Genomic DNA, 21,270 nt, shown 5'->3' with positions numbered 1-21,270 from the left:
TGCTCCGCTTCACTCGCCGGTTTCTCGCTGCTTGCCGGCTTTTCGAACACCGTCCGTGTTCGGGCCCTGCGAGCCGGCGCAACGTTGTTGCTCGCCGCTACGACCCTGCCGGCGCTAGCCGCACTGCCTATCGAACGCATCAAACTGCCGCCGGGCTTCCATATCGAGGTCCTTTCGGACACGGTACCCAGCGCGCGGGGCATGGCGCTCTCGCCGAAAGGCATTCTTTATATAGGCAGCCTTGATGGCCACGTCTACGCACTCGAATTGCAGAATGGGCGCGTGACGGCCCGCCACGTAATCGCCTCCGGGTTCGAAACGCCGGCGGGCGTGGCGTGGCGGGATGGCGCGCTATATGTGTCCGCGGTGTCGAAAATTCTACGCTTCGACGCGATCGACGCCCATCTGAATGACCCGCCCAAACCGGCCGTTGTCACCGACACACTGCCGACGGAAACGCACCACGGCTGGAAATTCATCGCTTTCGGGCCGGACGGCAAGCTGTACGTGCCGCAAGGCGCGCCCTGCAACGTCTGCCTGAAAGACCGCGACCGCTTTGGGCTGATCGGCCGCATGGACCCGGACGGCAGCCATTACGAGGTCGTGGCGCGCGGCGTTCGCAACACGGTTGGCTTCGCCTGGCACCCGGTGACACATGAGTTGTGGTTCACCGACAACGGCCGCGACATGATGGGCGACGACGTGCCGGACGACAAGCTCAACCGCGCGCCGCGCGGCGGGATGGACTTCGGTTTTCCGTACTGCCATGGCGGCGACACGCCCGACCCCGAATTCGGCAAAGACCATCCGTGCAGCGCCTTCACGCCACCGGTTGTCAAACTCGGTGCCCACGTCGCCTCACTCGGCATGCGTTTTTACAGCGGCGCAATGTTTCCGGCCGCCTACCGGGACAATATTTTCATCGCCGAACACGGTTCGTGGAATCGCAGCAAAAAGGTGGGTTACCGCGTCGTGCGGGTGATTACCAACCCCGACGGCAGCAACGCGCATCAGGAAGTCTTTGCCGAAGGCTGGCTCCAACCGGGCGAAGTCGTATGGGGCCGCCCAGCCGACGTCCAGCCGATGCCTGACGGTTCTCTCCTGATCAGCGACGACTACGCCGGCGCGGTCTACCGTGTAACCTACTCAGCGCCGCAGCCGTAGCCTTAGCCTTAGCCGTAAGCGCGCCGCGGGCGTAGAATGCGCGTCGATCCGCGCCCACCGGCGCCCTGCTCCTTTCGACCGCCCGCCACTCTGCTATCGCCTACATGTCCACCCTTGCTTCGACCTCCTCGCACTTCAGATCCAAGACGATTACCGCCGCGCTGGCCTTCTTCTTCGGGAGCCTCGGCGCCCACCGCTTCTATCTGTATGGCATGCGCGACATTTACGGATGGGCTCATCTGCTCGGCACGCTGATCGGAATTCCGGGCGCCATGCTGGTGGTGGCAAGCGAGCGCGCCTCGATGCTCGGTTGGGTACTCGCTTTTTTCGGCGCCGTTTCGCTGCTCTCCGCCTTTCTGGCTGCGATCGTCTACGGCCTGCGCCCGGATGAAAAATGGGACGCGCAGTTCAACCCGCAAACCCAGCGCAAAAGCCGCTCGGGCTGGACCGTCATTTTCATCGTGATCTTTTCGCTGCTGATCGGTGCGTTCCTGCTGATGACGGGCCTTGCGATCTCGTTCCAGACTTACTTCGAAGGTCAGGTCCAGGCCGCCAAAGCGCTGTCGCAATGAGCTCCCGCGCGCCGCGCTAAAAAAGCCTCAACTGCGGATTGTCGCTTGGCGGCGGTTCAGCACGCACCGCCTCGACACGGCGAAAGTGCGACATATCGAGAATGCCGCGATCGCGCCGGTTTAACCCGAGCCGGCGCGTGGCCTTCTGGAAGCGTTGCTTCAGCAGGTCCGCCCACAATCCCTCTCCCTTCATTCGAGTCGAGAAGTTCGAGTCGTAGTCTTTCCCGCCCCGCATATCGCGCACGCGACTCATCACCCGGTCGGCACGATCGGGAAAATGCGCCGAGAGCCAATCCTTGAATAGCGGCGCGACTTCCCACGGCAGGCGCAGCACAATGTAGCTCGCATTGCATGCACCGGCCTCGGCGCACGCTTCCAGCACACGCTCCATGTCCGGCTCGGTCACAAATGGAATCACCGGCGCGATGCTCACGCCAACCGGAATACCCGCCTCGCTCAAGGTACGGATCGTGCGCAATCGACGCGACGGCGTAGCCGCGCGCGGCTCAAGCGTGCGTGCGATGTCCGCGTCCAGCGTGGTGATCGTGACGGCCGCCATGAACTGCCCGCGTGCCGCCATCGGCGCGAGCAGATCGATATCGCGCTCGATCAGCGACGATTTGGTGATCGCCGCGAATGGATGGCCCCGCTCGCTGAGCACTTCGACCACCCGCCGCGTGAGCCGCAAATCGCGCTCGACGGGCTGCCAGGCGTCGGTATTGACGCCCAGCGCGATCGGCTCGGGCACATAGGACTTCTTCGACAACTCGCGTTCGAGCAACTCCGGCGCGTTGATCTTCGCGTAGATACGGCTTTCGAAGTCGAGACCGGGCGACAGCCCTAGATAACTATGTGTAGGCCGCGCGAAGCAGTAGATACAGCCATGTTCGCAGCCCCGATACGGGTTCAGCGACACGCTGAACGGAATATCCGGCGACGCATTGCGCGTAAGAATGGTCTTGGCCCGCTCCTCGAAAACCTGCGTGCGCAAGACCTTGGGTTCGCCATCTTCCTCCTGTGACGAAAGCCAGCCGTCGTCCACCACTTCGCGGTGGTCGACTTCGTAACGGCCTTGCAAGTTCGTCACCGCGCCGCGCCCCTTGCGGGGCGCTGGCGGAGCGATCGGAAATTCGTTAGCGGAGTGGGTGTCGGAATCGGTCACGGCTGGAGCACGTAAAAACAAAGGCGGCGCAAAATACCTGTATAAATATACAGTGTTTACGCCGTTTGTCGAGTCCAGCTACGCCCCTCCAGCGTGAACTAATCGCCAACCGCGATCGTCAGCGTTTCCTTGATCTCTTCCATTACCACGTAGCTTTTCGACTGCACCGCGCCGGGCAGTTGCAAGAGGATGTCACCCAGCAGTTTGCGGTAGTCGGCCATTTCGCCGATGCGCGCCTTGATCAGATAGTCGAAGTCGCCGGAGACGAGGTGGCACTCCAGCACCTCGGGGATCTTCTGCACCTCGCGGCGGAACTGGTCGAACATGTTGCCGCTTTTGTGGTCGAGCGTGATCTCGACGAACACCAGCAGCGCCGCGCCCAGCTCAGCCGGGTTCACCCGTGCGTGATAGCCGGTGATGACGCCGTCGCGCTCCATCCGTTTGACGCGCTCGATGCAAGGCGTCACAGACAGTCCGACCTGTTCGGCAAGGTCTTTCATCGCCATCCGGCCGTCTTGCTGCAGGAGCCGCAGGATCTTGTGATCGAGTTTGTCGAGAGCCCGGACCGGTTGGCGCTGTGTACGCATAGTGTTTTTGCTGAAAATCTTGAAAATACGATAACAAAACCTGCCTGACTGTTAATAGTATAGCGGTTATCACTGGGCGAACCGCGTTACACCTCGTTAATCGAATGAATTCCAACGAATCGACGAGCGCGCCGCCCTCAGACCTTTCTCTGGAGCAGCTATGCGAGTCGTCGTTTTGGGCAGTGGCGTCGTTGGGGTGACGAGCGCTTATTATCTGGCGCGCGCCGGTCACGAAGTCACGGTGATCGATCGCGAGGCCGGCCCGGCGCTCGAAACCAGCTTTGCCAATGCCGGCCAGATCTCGCCGGGCTACGCGTCGCCGTGGGCGGCGCCGGGCGTGCCGCTGAAGGCCGTCAAGTGGATGTTCCAGAAGCATGCGCCGCTGGCGATCCGCCTCGACGGCACGCAATTCCAGTTGCAATGGATGTGGCAGATGCTGCAGAACTGCACGTCGTCGCGTTATGCGGTGAACAAGGGCCGCATGGTCCGTCTCGCCGAGTACAGCCGCGATTGTCTGCAAGCGCTGCGCGCCGAAACCGGCATCCAGTACGAAGGCCGCACCGGCGGCACGCTGCAGGTGTTCCGCACGCAACAGCAGTTCGACGGCGCCGCGAAAGACATCGCCGTGTTGCAGGAAGCGAACGTGCCGTATGAACTGCTGTCGCCGGCCGAACTCGCGCAAGCCGAACCGGCGCTCGCCGCGGTCTCGCACAAGCTGACGGGCGGTCTGCGCCTTCCGGGCGACGAAACCGGCGACTGCCAGATGTTCACCACGCGCCTCGCCGCGCTGGCCGAACAACTGGGCGTCAAATTCCGCTACAACACGCCGATCGACGCACTCGCCATGGCGGGCGACCGCATTGCCGGCGTGCAATGCGGTGCTGAAATGGTGCGCGCGGATTCGTTCGTCGTGGCACTCGGTTCGTACTCGACGAAATTCCTGTCCGGCCTCGTCAAGATTCCGGTCTACCCGCTCAAGGGTTATTCGATCACCGCGCCGATCGTCAATGAAGCGTCCGCGCCGATTTCCACCGTGCTCGATGAAACCTACAAGATCGCGATCACGCGCTTCGACGACCGGATTCGCGTCGGCGGCATGGCGGAGATCGTCGGCTTCGACAAGTCGCTGCGCCAGGCGCGCCGCGAAACGCTGGAACTGTGCGTGAACGATCTGTTCCCGGGCGGCGGCGATACGTCGAAGGCTACGTTCTGGACCGGCCTGCGTCCGATGACGCCTGACGGCACGCCGATCGTCGGCCGCACTCCCGTGCCGAACCTGTTCCTGAACACGGGGCACGGCACGCTGGGCTGGACGATGTCGTGCGGCTCAGGTCAATTGCTGGCCGACGTGATGTCGGGCAAGCAGCCGGTGATCAAGGCGGACGATCTGTCGGTGCATCGCTATCTCGGCGAGACCGGCGGTGCGCATCGCCCGGCTTATGCGTAAGGATTGACGATTTACCGCTTCGCGAGCGGTTACGCCGGTTGGTCGTGATAGACGGACCGGCGTGACAAAAACAAACGGCGCCTCACAGGGCGCCGTTTGTTTTTTCGCACGAGCTTTCGCTACATGGATCGAGAGCAGAAATGCAACATCAGAACTGATCTTCCGACAACGCCAGCACCCCCTCCCCACCCTTCGCGCTGACAATCGACGCTTCCAACGCCGACGCCAGCGGCAGAACATGCTCGGCATAGAACTGCGCGGTCGCGATCTTCGCGCCGTAGAACGACGGATCCTCGGCGCGCTTTTCAGCCGCCACGAGCAACGCACGCGCCATCTGCCAGCCGCCCAGGACAACGCCCGCCAGCTTCAGATACGGAACGCTGCCGGCGAACACCGCGTTCGGATCGCTCTTCGTGTTGGCGACAACAAAATCGACCACGGCGCTCAGCGAGCGATGACCCTGCGCCAGATACTTCTTCATCGAGTCGAACGCGGCACCTTGTTGCGCGCCGAGCGCCTCGATCGTTTCCGCCACATCGGCCAGTAGCGACTTCGCGACCTTGCCGCCGTCGCGCACAGTCTTGCGGCCGATCAGATCGTTGGCCTGAATCGCGGTTGTGCCTTCGTAGATCGGCAGAATGCGCGCGTCGCGGTAATACTGCGCAGCGCCGGTTTCCTCGATGAAACCCATGCCGCCGTGCACCTGCACGCCGAGGCTCGTCACGTCGATCGACAGTTCCGTGCTCCAGCCCTTCACGATCGGCACAAGGTATTCGTAGATCTCCTGATGTTCAGCGCGCGAGGCTGCGTCAGGATGACGATGCGCGATGTCGCTGTGCGCCGCGGCGACATACGCCAACGCGCGCGATGCTTCCGTGAGACCACGCATCGTTGCGAGCATGCGGCGCACGTCCGGGTGCTGAATGATCGCCACCGATTGTTTCGCGGAGCCATCCACCGGACGGCTTTGCACGCGATCCTTCGCATACGCGACGGCCTTCTGATACGCGCGATCGGACATGGCAACGCCCTGCATGCCCACCGCGAAACGCGCCGCGTTCATCATGATGAACATGTATTCGAGGCCGCGATTTTCTTCGCCGATCAGATGACCGATCGCGCCGCCGTGGTCGCCGAATTGCAGCACCGCGGTCGGGCTCGCCTTGATGCCGAGCTTGTGCTCGATCGAGACACAATGCACGTCGTTGCGCTCACCGAGCGAGCCGTCTTCATTGACGAGAAACTTCGGCACGATGAAGAGCGAGATGCCCTTCACGCCTTCCGGTGCATTCGGCGTGCGCGCCAGCACGAGATGGGCGATGTTCTTCGCCATGTCGTGCTCGCCCCACGTAATGAAAATCTTGGTGCCGAACAGCTTGAACGAACCGTCGCCTTGCGGTTCCGCGCGTGTGCGCACCAGCGCGAGATCGGAACCGGCTTGCGGCTCGGTCAGGTTCATCGTACCGGTCCACTCGCCGGAGATCAGCTTCGGCACGTAGGCCTGCTTCTGCGCTTCAGTGCCGGCCGTCAGGAGCGCTTCGATTGCGCCGTCCGTCAGCAGCGGGCACAGTGCGAACGACAGGTTGGACGCGTTGAGCATTTCAACGCAGGGCGTCGCGATCAGTTTGGGCAGGCCCTGGCCTTCGTAGTCGACCGGATGTTGCACGCCTTGCCAGCCGCCTTCGGAGAACTGACGGAACGCGTCCTTGAAACCGGGCGTTGCGGTCACCACGCCATCTTTCCAGCTGCTCGGATTGCGATCGCCTTCGACGTTCAGCGGCGCCAGTACTTCTCCGCACAGTTTCGCTGACTCTTCGAGCACGGCCTGCGCCGTATCGAGGTTCGCGTCTTCGAAGCCTGGCAGCGTCGCGATGTCTTCGAGACCGGCCAGCTCTTTCATCACGAACAGCATGTCCTTGATGGGCGCCGAATAGCTCATTTTAGTTCTCCTCCTGACTTTCGATAAAAAAAGGGCGCCGGACTTGATAGGTCCCGCGCCCTCTCGCGTGCTGCCAGACGCCTTTTTACGGCGTTGCGGCGCTTAGCCGAGCTCGCTGACGAGCTCCGGCACGAGCGTGAACAGATCGCCCACCAGACCGTAATCGGCGACGCTGAAAATCGGCGCTTCCGGATCCTTGTTGATCGCGACGATGACCTTCGAGTCTTTCATGCCGGCCAGATGCTGGATCGCACCCGAGATGCCGACGGCCACGTACAGTTGGGGCGCCACGATCTTGCCGGTCTGGCCGACCTGATAGTCGTTCGGCACGAAGCCCGCATCGACTGCCGCGCGCGACGCGCCCAGCGCCGCGTTCAGCTTGTCAGCCAGCGGCTCGAGCACCTTGGTGTAGTTCTCGCCGTTGCCGAGACCCCGGCCACCCGAGACGATGATCTTCGCCGAGGTCAGCTCCGGACGGTCCAGCTTCGTCACTTCGCGGCTCACGAATTGCGAAAGGCCCGTGTCGGCTGCCGCTTCGATCTTCTCGACCGTTGCGCTGCCGCCTTCGGCTGCAACCGGGTCGAAGCCCGTCGTGCGAACCGTGATGACCTTGATCGGGTCAGCCGATTGCACCGTAGCGATCGCGTTACCGGCGTAGATCGGGCGCTCGAACGTGTCGACCGAGTCCACTGCGGTGATGTCGCTGATCTGTGCGACGTCGAGCTTCGCGGCGATACGCGGCGCGATGTTTTTGCCGTAGGCAGTCGCCGGCGCCAGGATGTGCGTGTAGTCCTTCGCAATGTTCAGCACCGTCGCTTCGACGTTTTCTGCGAGACCCGCTGCGAGTTGCGGCGCGTCGGCCAGCAGCACTTTGCTAACACCTGCAATCTTCGCTGCCGCATCCGCTGCGGCTTGCGCGTTGTGACCCGCCACCAGCACGTGAACGTCGCCACCAATCTTCTGCGCGGCTGCAACCGTGTTCAGCGTCGCGGCCTTGATCGACGCACCGTCGTGTTCTGCTATTACCAGATTCGTCATTTCGTCCGTCTCCTTACAGCACCTTGGCTTCGGTCTTCAGCTTCTCGACCAGCGTCTTCACATCCGGCACCATCACACCGGCGGAGCGCTTCGGCGGCTCGACAACCTTCAGCGTCTTCAGGCGCGGCGTGACGTCGACACCCAGGTCTTCCGGCTTGACGACTTCCAGCGGCTTCTTCTTCGCCTTCATGATGTTCGGCAGCGTCACATAGCGCGGCTCGTTCAGGCGCAGGTCGGTCGTGATCACGGCCGGCAGCGTCAGCGACAGCGTTTCAGCACCGCCGTCCACTTCGCGCGATACCGTTGCCTTGCCATCAGCCACGACAACCTTCGAGGCAAACGTGGCTTGCGGCAGGTTCGCCAGCGCAGCCAGCATCTGGCCAGTCTGGTTCGAATCGTCGTCGATCGCCTGCTTGCCGAGGATCACCAGTTGCGGCTGTTCCTTGTCGACCAGCGCCTTCAGCAGCTTGGCCACCGCCAGCGGCTGCAGCTCTTCGTTCGACTCGATCAGGATGGCGCGGTCCGCGCCGATCGCCAGCGCCGTGCGCAGCGTTTCTTGCGACTGCGTCACGCCGCACGACACGGCGATCACTTCCGTCGCCACGCCCGCTTCACGCAGACGAACGGCTTCTTCAACCGCAATTTCGTCGAACGGATTCATCGACATCTTCACGTTCGCGATGTCGACGCCCGTGCCGTCCGACTTGACCCGGACTTTCACGTTGTAATCGACCACTCTCTTGACTGGCACCAGGATTTTCATGCACACGCTCCAAAGTTACGAATACGTCAACCCAACGAACATTATAGCGACTGCCCTTTCGCAGCAGCCGTGTCGCGGGTGCTCTAGCAGGAGGATATCGCTCCTCAGCGGCGTGACGGCAATATCGAACGGTCGTTCTATTTTAATCTCGAAAAAACCCGGGCGACAACCCCGGGTTAAGACGGACGACTCTAATTTTGCGCTGCCGTCGTGTCTTGCCATGCCAACAGTCGGGAAAAACGGCCAAAAACCCGGCCGTCCGATCACCAGGCGGTAATCACCGCCCCGCCGAACTTGCTCTCGACGAACTGCTTCACCTCCGGCGAATGATACGCCGCGACCAGCTTCGCAACCCAAGGCTTGTTTTTGTCAGCTTCGCGGATTGCGATGATGTTCACGTACGGCCCCTTCGGGTCTTCGATTGCAATGGCGTCCTGTCTGGGCTTCAGGCCCGCTTCCATCGCAAAGTTCGTATTGATCGCGGCGGCGTCCACATCGCCCAGCGAACGGGGGATTTGCGCGGCGTCGAGTTCGACGATCTTCAACTTCTTCGGGTTGTCGACGATGTCGAGCGGCGTTGCCTTGAGACCTGCGTCCGCGCGCAGCTTCAACAGACCCTGCTTTTGCAGCAACAGCAATGCCCGGCCGCCATTGGTCGGATCGTTCGGCACCGCGATCTTCGCGCCCGGCTGCAATTCTGCCAGCGTCTTCACTTTCTTCGAGTAGATGCCCATCGGGTACGTAACCGTATCGGCGATGCGGATCAGCTTGTAGCCGCGGTCCTTCACCTGGGCCTGCAAGTACGGGTCGTGCTGATAGCTGTTTGCGTCGAGGTCGCCGCCGGCGAGCGCCGCGTTCGGCTGCACGTAGTCGGAGAATTCGACGATCTTGATGTTCAGACCGTTCTTTGCCGCAACCGTCTTCACGACTTCCATGATCTGCGCGTGCGGGCCGCCCGTCACACCGACCTTGATGATGTCATCAGCGTGAGCCGCCGTGGCGGCGGCGAACAGCGAGGCGGCGCCGAGCGTGGCGGCCAGTTTGAGAATGAAACGACGTTGCATGTTGGACCTTTTTGCGACTTTGTTTATCGCTGTTTACTTATGGCTCAAACGACGCACGAGCCAATCCCCGAACGACTGCACCAGCTGCACGAAGACGATCAGAATCACGACGACCGTCACCATCACCTCGGGCAGGAAACGCTGATACCCGTACCGAATGCCCAGATCGCCGAGCCCGCCGCCGCCGATCGCACCGGCCATCGCCGAATAGCCGACCAGCGACACGAAGGTAATGGTCAACCCGGCGACCACGCCCGGCAGCGACTCCGGCAACAGCACCTTGAAGACGATTTGACTGGTGGTTGCGCCCATCGCTTGTGCCGCCTCGATCAGACCGCGATCGACTTCGCGCAGCGCGGTTTCGACCAGACGCGCGATAAACGGCGCCGCGGCGATCGTCAGCGGCACCACGGCCGCAGCCGTGCCGATCGACGAACCCACCACGAGGCGCGTGAACGGAATCACCGCGACCAGCAAAATGATGAATGGCGTCGAGCGCACCGCGTTGACGATCACCCCCATCACGCGATTCACGGCGATGTTCTGCAGCACGCCCTGGCGGTCCGTCAGATACAGCAGCACGCCGAGCGGCAGCCCGACTGCTGCGCCGACCAGTCCGGAGATGCCCACCATCACGAGCGTTTCCCAGAACGACTGGACGAACATATCGAACATTTCACTCAACATACGACAGCTCCTCCACCACCACACCCTGTTCGCGCAGATACGTCAGCGCCTCTGCCACCTTCGCCGGTTCGCCGCCCGCGAGCACCGCGAGCGAGCCGAATGCCTGCCCCTGAATCTCGTCGATCTGGCCGTGCAGGATGTTGAAGTCGAGTTCATAGCGGCGAATCGTTTCCGACAGGATTGGCTGATCGACACCCGAGCCGGTGAACGCGAGGCGCAGCAAATGGCCGCGGCCGGTCTTCAGGCGTTCAGCCACGCGCGCCTTCATCGCGGGCGGCAGTTCCTGCGCGATCACGTCGCCGATCAGCGCGCGCGTGACTTCATGATGCGGTTGCAGAAATACGTCGATGACCTTGCCCTCTTCGACCACACGGCCCGCGTCCAGCACCGCGACGCGGTCGCAGACCTGCTTGATCACGTCCATCTGGTGCGTGATCAGCACGATCGTCAGGTTCAGTTCGCGATTGATGCGCTTGAGCAGTTCGAGGATCGCGCGCGTGGTTTCGGGATCGAGCGCCGAGGTCGCCTCGTCGGAGAGCAGCACCTTCGGCTTGCTCGCCAACGCACGCGCGATGCCGACGCGCTGCTTCTGGCCGCCGCTGATTTGCGCCGGATAACGATCCTTCTGCGCCGACAGACCGACCAGTTCGAGCAGCGGCAGCACGTTCGCTTCAATTTCATCGCGCTTCATGCCGGCGAGTTCGAGCGGCAACGCCACGTTCTCATACACCGTGCGCGAGGACAGCAGGTTGAAGTGCTGGAAGATCATGCCGATTTCGCGACGCGCCTCGCGCAATTGCGCGGCGGGCAGCGTCGTCAGATCGCGGCCATTGACGACGATATTGCCTTCACTCGGACGCGTCAGCAGGTTGAGGGTGCGCACGAGCGTACTCTTGCCCGCGCCGCTGCGGCCGATGATGCCGAACACCTCGCCCGCAGGAATCGACAGATTGACGTTGTGCAGCGCCTCGACCCAGCCCCGGGGCCCGGCGAACCGCTGAGAGATATTGCGTATTTCGATCATGGAAAAACAAAACGGCGGAGTTTGCCAACGAGCGTCGTGCGCTCCCGACAAGCGGCCGCCGTTGCTTTTATTAGGATTTGAGCCCGCAATTCTACCGCAGCGTCGTCATTCCCTTTAATAATCAATTACGATCTTTTCATAACCACAGGGCATTAGAGGCGCGCCCGGTGCCCGATGCTCACGCATGCGCGCCCGCTGCGACTATGATCGGGCGATTCAGAATCAGGACACGTAGAGGACAAACCGCAGCTATGGAAACCACTCGACCCGGCAATGTGCGTCCCGCAGCGAACGCCTCTGTGAACGCCCCTGCAGGCGCCCCGAAAGGCGGCGCCGCGGTGCGCTCGACAGTCACGACGAGCGACGGCGTCGAACTGCCGCTGTATCGCTGGCCCACCACGACACCGTTGCGCGGCACCGTCGCACTGGTGCATGGGCTCGCGGAGCACGCGGGGCGTTATGCCGCGCTGGCGGATCGGCTGAATTCGGCCGGTCTTGAATTCGTCGCCATCGATTTGCGCGGACACGGGCATGCGCCGGGCAAACGCGTGTGGGTGGAGCGCTTCGACGACTATCTGCTCGACGCTCAGGCCCTGCTCGATGAAGCAGCCACAAGCTGCGCGCCGCTGTTCCTGATGGGCCACAGCATGGGTGGCGCGGTCGCGGCGCTGTACGCGATCGAACGGCTGGAGGCAAGCGGGCGCCGGCTGAGCGGCCTGATTCTGTCGAGTCCCGCGCTCGCGCCAGGCCGCGATGTGCCGCGCTGGATGCTCAAGGTGAGCCAGGTGATCAGCCGCATCTGGCCGACTTTCCCGGCAATGAAAATCGACGCGGCTTTGCTCTCGCGGCTTCAACCCGTGGTGAACGCCAATCGCAACGATCCGCTGGTTCATCACGGCGCGATTCCGGCGCGTACAGGCGCGGAGTTGTTACTGGCGATGGCGCGCATCGAACGCGGCCGTGCGGGGCTGCGCGTGCCGCTGCTGGTGTATCACGGCACCGCCGACAAACTCACCGAACCCGAGGGCAGCCGCGATTTCGGCGCGCACGCGGGTTCGCCGGACAAGACGCTCACAATGCACGAGGAAAGCTATCACGAGACGATGAACGATCTCGACCGGGATCGCGTGATCGGCGCGCTGATCGACTGGATCGAGAAGCGGCTGCCCAAAGCCTGAGTACCGGACGCCGGACGGCATGCAGGCAAAGCTCAGGCTTTGGCACTGCCGGGCGCTGAACCGGCCCACGCCGCGAGCAGTCGAGCCCGGCTAGCGCTTCCAGTCGGGCGGGCGTTTGTCGATAAACGCCTGCACGCCCTCGAGCGCGGAGTCGTCCATCATGTTGCAGGCCATGGTCTGGCCGGCTAGCTGATACGCCGCTTCGATGCCCATTTCGAGCTGGCGATAAAAAAGACCTTTGCCGGCGCTCACCGCTTCGACGGGTTTCGCGCAGATGCTTTTCGCGAGCCGCGCCACCTCCGCGTCGAGCGCGTCCATCGGCGCAATGCGATTCACGAGGCCCTGCTGCTTCGCCTGGATAGCGTCGATGAAATCGCCCGTGAGCAGCATTTCGAGCGCCGCCTTACGTGACAGATTGCGCGACAGCGGCACCGAAGGTGTTGCGCAGAAAAGACCCAGGTTGACACCCGAGACGGCAAAGCGCGCGGTATCGGCAGCAACTGCCAGATCGCACATCGCGACCAGTTGACAGCCAGCTGCCGTGGCGATGCCGTGCACGCGCGCAATCACAGGTTGCGGCAGACGCTGGATCGTCAACATCAGTTTCGTGCAGCGCGCGAACAAATCCTGGTAGTACGCGAGCGACGGCGCCGCGCGCATTTCCTTCAGATCGTGCCCCGCGCAGAAAGCGCGGCCGGCGCCGGCGATCACCACCACCCGCGCATTGGACTCCGCCAGCGCGGTTAGCGTCGACTGCAACGCTTCGAGCAACGCTTCGGAGAGCGCGTTGAAGGCATCGGGCCGGTTCATCGTCAATCGGACGACGCCCGGCACGCCGTAAGCGTCGTGTTCGATTTCGACCAGCGAAGCACTGCGCACCTCGGCATTCATGGCTCGCTCCTCGTTGAATTCATGCGGTTCGCGGCGTTCACGCGACGCTTGTAGCGTTTCGGCTCAGATCCCTGCCAGCGAACGCACGTGCGCGACCACGCTGCGCCCGAGCGCCGACAGGTTGTACCCGCCTTCGAGACAACTGACGATCCGCCCACGCGCATAGCGCTTCGCGACCTCGCGCACCTGGTCGGTGATCCAGGCGTAGTCGTCTTCGACGAGACCCATGTTGCCGAGATCGTCCTCGCGATGCGCGTCGAAGCCGGCCGAGATGAAGATCATCTCCGGCTTGAAATCATGCAGGCGCGGCAGCCACAGCATATCCACCGCTTCGCGCACCGCCATGCCTTTCGAGCGCGCCGGCATCGGCACGTTGCACATGTTGGGCGCCTGATTGTCGGCGCCGGTAAACGGATAGAACGGATGCTGGAAGATGCTGCACATCAGCACACGCGAATCGCCCGAAAAGGCCGCTTCAGTACCGTTACCGTGATGGACGTCGAAGTCGACGATCGCCACGCGCTGCATGCCGTGTACTTCTAGCGCATGCCGCGCGGCGATCGCAACGTTGTTGAAAAAGCAGAAGCCCATCGCGCGTGCCGGCTCCGCATGGTGGCCTGGCGGGCGCACGCTGCAAAACGCGTTGTCGTAGCGGCCTTCGATCACGGCGTCGGTCGCGGCCACCGCGGCGCCCGCCGCGCGCAACGCGGCTTGCAAGGTGTGCGGGTTCATCGACGTGTCAGGATCGATTTCGGCGAGACCCTCGGCAGGCGAACGGCTGCGGATGTAATCGACGTGGGCTTGCGTATGCACGCGCAACAGCGCGGCTTCATCGGCGAGCGGCGGCGATTCGCGCTCGATCAGCGAGTCGATGCGGCTCGCGATCAATTGATCTTCGATTGCCTGCAGGCGCGCCGGGCATTCGGGATGCCATTGCCCCATATCGTGCAGCAAACAATCGGCGTGGGAGTAAAAGCCTGTTGCCATGATTCTCGTCTGCGGCGCGACGCTTTCAAAGCGCGCGCGGCGTGTCTCCGTCCATGGGCGCGCACACCAGGCGCGCCAACATTTGCCAAGTTACCACACGATGCGACTATGACGCTCTGGGCAAGGATTTGCGGAAGCCGTCGGGTATACTGCCCCGATCCGTTTTCCCCCGTCTCTTTCGCACTGCGCCCCTAGCTCACTATGACCGTCAAGCTTGCTCTGTCTGCACGAAACCGGCTACGCACGAAGGCTGTAGCCACCGCACTGTCTGTCGCATCGTGCATGTTCATGGCAACCAGTCCGGCAACGGCGCAAAGCACCGCGACGAAGCCGCCGCTGCTGCTCGCGCAAAGCCAACCGCAACCGGCGGTGCCGCAAGGGCAAACCTTCGAAGAAGAGATCATTCCGCAGCGCTACGCGAACAATCCGAACGTGGACGCGTTCATCAACGACATGTCCGCACGCTACGATTTCGACGAAGCCGCACTGCACGCGCTCTTCGCACGTGTGAGCTATTCGGCCACGGCGGTCAAGCTCGTCACGCCGTCACCCTCGCCGACGATCAAGAACTGGCGCGTGTATCAGTCGCGCTTTCTCGACCAGGTGCGTATCAACGCCGGCGTGCGTTTCTGGCGCGCCAACCAGGCCACGCTGCAGCGCGCCTATGAAGAGTTCGGCGTGCCGCCGGAAGTGATTGTCGGCATCATTGGCGTGGAGACGATCTACGGGCGCTTCATGGGCAACTTCCGTGTGCTCGACGCGCTGACCACGCTCACCTTCGACTATCCGAATACCGCCAATCGCGCGGATCGCCAGGCGACCTTCCGCAAGAATCTTGAAGACTACCTGGTGTGGACGCGCGATTCGCAAATCGACCCGACCACCGTGCTCGGCTCCTATACCGGCGCGATCGGAATTCCGCAGTTCCTGCCGAGCAGCATCGTGCAATACGCAGTGAGCTACGACGGCAATAAGCAGATCGATCTGCGCACGAGCCAGGCGGATGCGATCGGCAGCGTGGCGAATTATCTGCGCCAGAACGGCTGGGAAAACGGCCGGCCGGTGGTGTGGAAGATCGGCACGGACGCCGGCAGCCTGGGCGTGGCGCAAGCGGCGGCCGACGGCAAGCCGGAGCCGCATTGGCCGCTGGACCAATTGCTGCGTGCCGGACTGCTGCTGAACGAACCGGGCGTCGATATCGGGTCGGAAGCCGGCACGCCGGTGACGGTAGTGGATCTGCCGTCGCCGGGGCGCGGTACCGAGTACATGCTGGGCTTGAAGAACTTCTATGTGCTGACGCGCTATAACCGCAGTTTCTTCTACGCACTCGCGGTTTATCAACTGGGCCAGCGGGTCAAGGCACAGATGGAAGCGAGCGACGCGGCAAACGCCAGTGGCAATGCCGCGGCACCTGGCGCGGCTTCGCAATAAGCCGGGCGGCGGGTGGCAGACACTCGCCGCGTCATGAACGGGTATTGAGCAACACAAAAAAAGCGCCGGTTAAACCGGCGCTTTTTTATTGCCCAACTCAGATTGAGGCCGCTTGGAGCGGCGAAGCGCAATCACGCCGGGAACACACCCGTCGACAGATACCGGTCACCCCGATCGCAGACGATAAACACGATCGTCGCATTCTCGACCTGGCGCGCGACCCGCAGCGCCACCTCACAGGCCCCGCCCGACGAGATGCCGGCGAAGATCCCTTCGACCGATGCCATGCGCCGCGCCATTGCTTCGGCGGCGGCCTGGCCCACATTCTCGACACGGTCCACGCGGCTACGATCGAATATCTTCGGCAGATAGGCTTCCGGCCACTTGCGGATGCCCGGAATGCGCGACCCTTCTTCCGGCTGCGCGCCAATAATCTCGATCGCCTGATTCTGTTCCTTCAGATAGGTGGACACGCCCATGATCGTGCCGGTCGTGCCCATCGACGAAACGAAGTGTGTGATGCGCCCTTCGGTGTCGCGCCAGATTTCCGGGCCCGTGCCTTCGATATGCGAGGCAGGATTGTCCGGGTTCGCGAACTGGTCGAGGATGATGCCCTTGCCTTCGCGCTGCATCTGTTCAGCGAGATCGCGCGCGTATTCCATGCCGCCCGTCACCGGCGTCAGCACGATCTGCGCGCCGTACGCGGCCATGCTCTGACGGCGCTCCACCGACAGATCTTCCGGCATGATCAGCACCATCTTGTAGCCGCGGATCGCCGCCGCCATCGCCAACGCAATGCCGGTGTTGCCGCTGGTCGATTCGATTAGCGTGTCGCCCGGCTTGATGCGCCCGCGCGCTTCCGCTTTCTTGATCATCGACAGCGCCGGGCGGTCCTTCACGGAACCCGCAGGATTGTTGCCTTCGAGCTTCGCAAGGATCACATTATTGCGGCTGCGGATCTCGTCGTCAGGGAGCCGGACGAGTTGCACGAGCGGCGTATTGCCAATCGTGTCTTCAATCGTTTTGTAAGCCATATCGGTTCTGGAGCAGTCGATGCGCGGAGTCTCAATCTATCGATTCTAAACCACCGTGCGCACCGCTGCCGTACGGCCCTTCTGGGCGCATGGATGCACACGCTGACTGGCATGCGAGCGCAACGCAAAAAGCCCGCGGCTGAGAACCGCGGGAGCCAGTCATCTGCATGACAGCTGAAGGAGTGTTCTTACCCACTCCGACCATGAAGGGGAACGACGCTAACAGACCCGCCGCGGGACCAGGCGCGCAGAGGTGACCCGCCTCGCGCGCACGGCCCGCGTCAGGTTATTTCTTCACCGCTACAGTGGCGTTGCTCTTTTGAGTCGTGGCCGCATTGCCTGAGTTGGCCACATTCGCGCCATTGCCCGCAGCGGCCGCGCCTTTGGTCTGTGCAGACGCCGCAGCCTGCGTGTTAGCAGCCGCGCCAGCCGGACCGACAGCGAGACCCTCCGCCTGCAGGCGCTCGACGGTATGCCCGCCCATGCCTTTGACGCGCTTGCCGAGATCGGACGGGTCCTTGAACGGACCATGCGCTGAACGCTCTTCGAGAATGGCTTTCGCTTTGGCAGGACCGATGCCCTTGATGCCGCGCAGCGCATCCTCGTTAGCCGTGTTGACGTCGACCGCGGCATACGCGTGGCCAAAAGCGGCCAGCATGGCCGCGGTAACCAGAATTTTTCGAAACATATGGAATCTCCCTCGTACAACCGGTTGGCGACCATCACCAACCGGGAGATTCCAGTTTAAAGAGGTATCCGAAAGATTTACACCTGGCCGAATAGCCAACGTACGTATCGATCGACACCTTCCTGCACGCTCATAAATGGCGCGTCATAGCCGGTCGCGCGCAGCTTCGTCAGGTCGGCTTGCGTGAAGCATTGATACTTGCCACGCAATGCATCGGGGAACGGAATGTATTCGATCAACCCGCGTTGCACCTGATCCGCGAGCGACAACGGCGGCTCGTTGTTCAACGCACGCAGCGTGTTGACCACCGTGCTCGCGATGTCGTTGAACGGCTGCGCCCGGCCACTACCCAGATTGAAGATGCCCGACTTGTCCGGATTATCGAAGAAGAACAGGTTCACTTTGACCACGTCTTCGACGGAGACGAAATCGCGCGTCTGCTCGCCGGCGGCGTACCCGTTGTACTCGCCGAACAGCTTGACCTTGCCTTCCGCGCGGAACTGGTTGAAGTTGTGAAACGCCACCGAGGCCATGCGCGCCTTGTGGGTCTCGCGCGGCCCATACACGTTGAAATAACGGAAGCCGGCGATCTGGCTCTTCGCGGCAGGCAGCACCCGGCGAATCACCTGGTCGAACAGGAACTTCGAATAGCCGTACACATTCAGCGGCTGCTCGACTTCGCGCTCTTCGACGAAGCGGCTCGAGCCACCATACGTTGCCGCCGAGGACGCATACAGAAACTGGATGTTCTGCGCCAGACAGACATCGAGCACTTCGCGGCTATAGCGGAAGTTGTTGTCCATCATGTAGCGACCGTCAGTTTCCATCGTGTCCGAGCAGGCCCCTTCGTGGAAAATCGCGCGCACCCGGCCGAAGTCGCCCCGCTTGAAGCGCTCGACGAATTCGGTCTTGTCGAGATAGTCGTCGATCTCGCAGTCGACGAGATTCTTGAACTTGTCCGCGCGCGTGAGATTATCGACCGCGATGATGCGTTGTTCACCGCGCTCATTGAGCGCCTTCACGAGATTGCTGCCGATAAAGCCGGCCGCGCCGGTGACGATGAGAGTCATGATGATTCTGCCGTAATGAGCTTTGCATGGGATTAGAGTCAGCGCTAAAGCGCTAACTCCGATCGACATGCTCAGTTGACGCCCCGCGGATTCCTGTTTTACACCGCTGAGACTGCAGCGCGTAAAGCAAGGAAGCCGGCAGGCCGCATCAATGAAAAAGTTCGTCGTAGTTGACGGTGGCGGTGCCGAGTTTGCCGACCACGATGCCAGCCGCGCGATTCGCGAGCCCAACGGCCTCGACCAGCGTCAAACCCGCGCCGAGCATGGCGGCGAGCGTGGCGATCACGGTGTCGCCCGCGCCCGACACATCATACACTTCGCGTGCAACGGCCGAGGCGTGCAGGATGCCGTCGTCGGAGAAGAGCGTCATACCCTCTTCCGAGCGCGTCAGCAGCAATGCCTTGAACTCGAGATCGGCGCGCAGTTTCGTTACGCGCGCGATCAGATCTTCTTCGGACTTCCACTGTCCGACCACCTCGCGCAACTCGGCGCGATTCGGCGTGATCAAGGTGGCACCGCGATAGCGCTCCCAGTCGTCCCCCTTCGGATCGACCAGCACCGGTTTGCCCGCCGCATGCGCCTTGGCGATCATCTGCGTGACGTGCGTGAGACCGCCCTTCGCGTAATCGGACATCAGGATCACGTCGTGCGACGGCAGCAGGTCGTCGAAGCGCGCGAGGCCCGCGAGCAGCACTTCATGCGCCGGCGAGTTTTCGAAGTCGACGCGCAGCAACTGTTGCTGACGCGACAACACGCGCAGCTTGATGGTGGTGAGCAGATCCGGATCGCGTTCCAGATGCGGCACCACACCGCTTTCGCTGAGTAATTGCACAATGCGCTCGCCGGGCTCGTCGTGGCCGACCACGCACAGCAAACCCGCTTGCGCGCCGAGCGCCACTGCATTGCGCGCGACGTTCGCCGCACCGCCGAGGCGGTCTTCCTGGCGCTGCACGTGCACGACCGGCACCGGCGCTTCCGGCGAAATACGGTTCACGTCGCCGAACCAGTAGCGATCGAGCATCACGTCGCCGACCACCAGCACGCGCGCCGCGCCGAGGCGTTCGCGCGGCACCACGGTCAGTGCCGTCGTGGGTACGGACTGAGCAGTCTCAGGCATTGCTGGAGACATCGGCCGGAAATTCAGAGGGCTGGGCATAAGGGCGTCCGATCGAGTGATAGTCGATGCCGAGTTCGGTCATCGCGTCCGGCTCGTACAGATTGCGGCCATCGAAAATCAGCGGCGACTTCAGCACTGATTTCAGATGCACGAAATCCGGACTCTTGAATTCCTTCCATTCGGTGACGACCACCAGCGCGTCAGCACCGGTGAGCGTTTCGTCCTGGGTGCTCGTGAACGTGAGACGCGCTTGCTGCTCCGGCGCATCGTGCAGATCGATCGCGAACACGCGGCGCGCTTCGGCCACCGCCACCGGATCGTATGCGCGCACGTGGGCACCACGCGCCAGCAACTCGGCGATCACGCGGCGGCTCGGCGCTTCGCGCATGTCGTCGGTATTCGGCTTGAATGCGAGGCCCCACACGGCGAACGTGCGGCCGCTCAGGTCTTCACCGAGCTTGCCCGTGATCTTCTTCACCAGCACGTCTTTCTGCTTGTAGTTCACTTCCTCGACCGCTTCGAGAATGCGCAGATTGTGGCCGCTTTCGCTGGCGGCGCGGATCAGCGCCTGCACGTCCTTCGGGAAGCACGAGCCGCCGTAGCCGGCACCGGCATACAGGAAGTGATAGCCGATGCGCGGGTCGGAACCGATGCCGCGACGCACCGCTTCGATATCCGCGCCAACCCGGTCCGCCAGATTCGACATCTCGTTCATGAACGAGATGCGCGTGGCGAGCATCGCATTGGCTGCGTATTTCGTGAATTCAGCCGAGCGCACATCCATATACAGCGTGCGTTCGTGATTGCGGTTGAACGGCGCGTACAGACGCTTCATCAGTTCGCGCGCGCGCAGGCCCGCTTCGTCTTCATCGCTGCCGAGCACAATGCGATCGGGGCGCATGAAGTCGTCGACGGCCGCGCCTTCCTTCAGAAACTCAGGGTTCGACACCACCGAGAAACGATGCTGTTCGCTATGGGCGAGCCCGCGCTTGGCCAGTTCCTCTTCGACCACCGCGCGCACGCGTTGCGCCGTGCCGACCGGCACCGTCGATTTGTCGACGATCACCTTGAAACCGTTCATCGTGCGGCCGATGTTGCGCGCCGCTTCGAGCACGTATTGCAGGTCGGCCGAGCCGTCTTCGTCGGGCGGTGTGCCGACGGCGATGAACTGCACCTCGCCGTGCGCCACGCTCGCTTCGATATCCGTCGAAAACGTGATGCGGCGCGCCGCGCGCGTGCGGGCGATGATCTCCAGCAAACCCGGCTCGTGGATTGGCACGCCGCCATTGTTGAGGATTTCGATCTTGCGCGGATCGACGTCGAGACAGAAGACGTCATGGCCGATTTCGGCGAGGCACGCGCCGGTGACGAGGCCAACATAGCCCGTGCCGATAATGGTAATTTTCATACGCTTTCCGGTAGAGGGT

At 62.5% G+C, this 21,270-nt stretch carries 20 protein-coding genes; 5 read left to right on the top strand and 15 right to left on the bottom strand.

What is annotated here, in order from left to right; translation table 11 throughout:
* Nucleotides 1-27: 27 nt before the first annotated feature.
* Both KHO23_RS23305 and KHO23_RS23300 read left to right on the top strand, forming a co-directional pair.
* On the top strand, nt 28-1,164 hold the full coding sequence (locus tag KHO23_RS23305) for a PQQ-dependent sugar dehydrogenase (protein WP_407946065.1): 1,137 nt from the start codon (nt 28-30) through the stop codon (nt 1,162-1,164).
* Between the two features lie 104 nt (nt 1,165-1,268).
* Complete coding sequence (locus tag KHO23_RS23300; protein WP_172166848.1) at nt 1,269-1,736, top strand: NINE protein; 468 nt, start codon at nt 1,269-1,271, stop codon at nt 1,734-1,736.
* A 16-nt stretch (nt 1,737-1,752) separates the two neighbouring features.
* Here KHO23_RS23300 and KHO23_RS23295 read toward each other — a convergent pair whose 3' ends face one another.
* Nucleotides 1,753-2,898, bottom strand: coding sequence for a PA0069 family radical SAM protein (locus KHO23_RS23295; RefSeq protein ID WP_211613581.1), 1,146 nt, complete (start codon nt 2,896-2,898; stop codon nt 1,753-1,755).
* Between the two features lie 98 nt (nt 2,899-2,996).
* A complete protein-coding gene (locus KHO23_RS23290) occupies nt 2,997-3,485 on the bottom strand; it encodes an Lrp/AsnC ligand binding domain-containing protein (protein WP_007180908.1) in 489 nt (162 codons plus the stop codon).
* Between the two features lie 160 nt (nt 3,486-3,645).
* On the opposite strand from KHO23_RS23290, the gene KHO23_RS23285 reads away from it, so the two are divergent.
* Complete coding sequence (locus KHO23_RS23285; RefSeq protein ID WP_211613580.1) at nt 3,646-4,932, top strand: D-amino acid dehydrogenase; 1,287 nt, start codon at nt 3,646-3,648, stop codon at nt 4,930-4,932.
* A gap of 148 nt (nt 4,933-5,080) precedes the next feature.
* On the opposite strand, the gene KHO23_RS23280 is transcribed toward KHO23_RS23285, so the two are convergent.
* The 6 genes from KHO23_RS23280 to KHO23_RS23255 all read right to left on the bottom strand — a co-directional run bounded on the left by KHO23_RS23280 (nt 5,081) and on the right by KHO23_RS23255 (nt 11,447).
* On the bottom strand, nt 5,081-6,871 hold the full coding sequence (locus KHO23_RS23280; RefSeq protein WP_211613579.1) for an acyl-CoA dehydrogenase: 1,791 nt from the start codon (nt 6,869-6,871) through the stop codon (nt 5,081-5,083).
* A 102-nt stretch (nt 6,872-6,973) separates the two neighbouring features.
* Nucleotides 6,974-7,909 (bottom strand): electron transfer flavoprotein subunit alpha/FixB family protein, encoded by a 936-nt coding sequence (locus KHO23_RS23275; protein ID WP_211613578.1) that lies wholly within the window; start codon nt 7,907-7,909, stop codon nt 6,974-6,976.
* 13 nt (nt 7,910-7,922) lie between these two features.
* Complete coding sequence (locus KHO23_RS23270) at nt 7,923-8,672, bottom strand: electron transfer flavoprotein subunit beta/FixA family protein (RefSeq protein WP_211613577.1); 750 nt, start codon at nt 8,670-8,672, stop codon at nt 7,923-7,925.
* A 263-nt stretch (nt 8,673-8,935) separates the two neighbouring features.
* The gene (locus tag KHO23_RS23265) at nt 8,936-9,736 is read right to left on the bottom strand and encodes a MetQ/NlpA family ABC transporter substrate-binding protein (protein ID WP_211613576.1); all 801 of its coding nucleotides are present in this window, start codon (nt 9,734-9,736) and stop codon (nt 8,936-8,938) included.
* 33 nt (nt 9,737-9,769) lie between these two features.
* Nucleotides 9,770-10,423 carry a methionine ABC transporter permease gene (locus KHO23_RS23260; RefSeq protein WP_054037200.1) on the bottom strand — a complete coding sequence of 218 codons (654 nt, stop codon included), beginning with the start codon at nt 10,421-10,423 and terminating at the stop codon, nt 9,770-9,772.
* A complete protein-coding gene (locus KHO23_RS23255) occupies nt 10,413-11,447 on the bottom strand; it encodes a methionine ABC transporter ATP-binding protein (protein ID WP_211613575.1) in 1,035 nt (344 codons plus the stop codon). The genes KHO23_RS23260 and KHO23_RS23255 overlap by 11 nt, the downstream gene beginning before the upstream one ends.
* 251 nt (nt 11,448-11,698) lie before the next feature.
* Between KHO23_RS23255 and KHO23_RS23250 the strand changes: the two genes are divergently transcribed.
* Nucleotides 11,699-12,625: an alpha/beta hydrolase gene (locus KHO23_RS23250; RefSeq protein ID WP_211613574.1), complete on the top strand. Its 927-nt coding sequence runs from the start codon at nt 11,699-11,701 to the stop codon at nt 12,623-12,625.
* A 90-nt stretch (nt 12,626-12,715) separates the two neighbouring features.
* On the opposite strand, the gene KHO23_RS23245 is transcribed toward KHO23_RS23250, so the two are convergent.
* Nucleotides 12,716-13,516, bottom strand: a complete 801-nt coding sequence (locus KHO23_RS23245) for an enoyl-CoA hydratase (protein ID WP_211613573.1) — start codon at nt 13,514-13,516, stop codon at nt 12,716-12,718.
* 63 nt (nt 13,517-13,579) lie between these two features.
* A complete protein-coding gene (locus KHO23_RS23240) occupies nt 13,580-14,503 on the bottom strand; it encodes a histone deacetylase family protein (RefSeq protein WP_211613572.1) in 924 nt (307 codons plus the stop codon).
* A 282-nt stretch (nt 14,504-14,785) separates the two neighbouring features.
* Here KHO23_RS23240 and mltB point away from each other — a divergent pair, with 282 nt between their 5' ends.
* Nucleotides 14,786-15,934: a lytic murein transglycosylase B gene (gene mltB / locus KHO23_RS23235; RefSeq protein WP_211613571.1), complete on the top strand. Its 1,149-nt coding sequence runs from the start codon at nt 14,786-14,788 to the stop codon at nt 15,932-15,934.
* A 131-nt stretch (nt 15,935-16,065) separates the two neighbouring features.
* Here the strand turns inward: mltB and cysM are convergent, their stop codons facing one another.
* The 5 genes from cysM to KHO23_RS23210 all read right to left on the bottom strand — a co-directional run bounded on the left by cysM (nt 16,066) and on the right by KHO23_RS23210 (nt 21,251).
* Nucleotides 16,066-16,968, bottom strand: a complete 903-nt coding sequence (gene cysM / locus KHO23_RS23230; RefSeq protein WP_211613570.1) for a cysteine synthase CysM — start codon at nt 16,966-16,968, stop codon at nt 16,066-16,068.
* Between the two features lie 286 nt (nt 16,969-17,254).
* A complete protein-coding gene (locus KHO23_RS23225; protein ID WP_211613569.1) occupies nt 17,255-17,656 on the bottom strand; it encodes a ComEA family DNA-binding protein in 402 nt (133 codons plus the stop codon).
* A 77-nt stretch (nt 17,657-17,733) separates the two neighbouring features.
* Complete coding sequence (rfaD, locus tag KHO23_RS23220) at nt 17,734-18,726, bottom strand: ADP-glyceromanno-heptose 6-epimerase (RefSeq protein WP_211613568.1); 993 nt, start codon at nt 18,724-18,726, stop codon at nt 17,734-17,736.
* A 148-nt stretch (nt 18,727-18,874) separates the two neighbouring features.
* The gene (gene rfaE1, locus KHO23_RS23215) at nt 18,875-19,882 is read right to left on the bottom strand and encodes a D-glycero-beta-D-manno-heptose-7-phosphate kinase (protein WP_236066959.1); all 1,008 of its coding nucleotides are present in this window, start codon (nt 19,880-19,882) and stop codon (nt 18,875-18,877) included.
* Complete coding sequence (locus tag KHO23_RS23210; RefSeq protein ID WP_211613567.1) at nt 19,836-21,251, bottom strand: UDP-glucose dehydrogenase family protein; 1,416 nt, start codon at nt 21,249-21,251, stop codon at nt 19,836-19,838. Before KHO23_RS23210 ends, rfaE1 begins: the two co-directional genes overlap by 47 nt.
* Nucleotides 21,252-21,270 lie beyond the last annotated feature (19 nt).

The organism is Paraburkholderia haematera, assembly GCF_905220975.1.
GTDB lineage: Bacteria > Pseudomonadota > Gammaproteobacteria > Burkholderiales > Burkholderiaceae > Paraburkholderia > Paraburkholderia haematera.
This window is presented reverse-complemented; position numbering and strand designations above follow the sequence as displayed.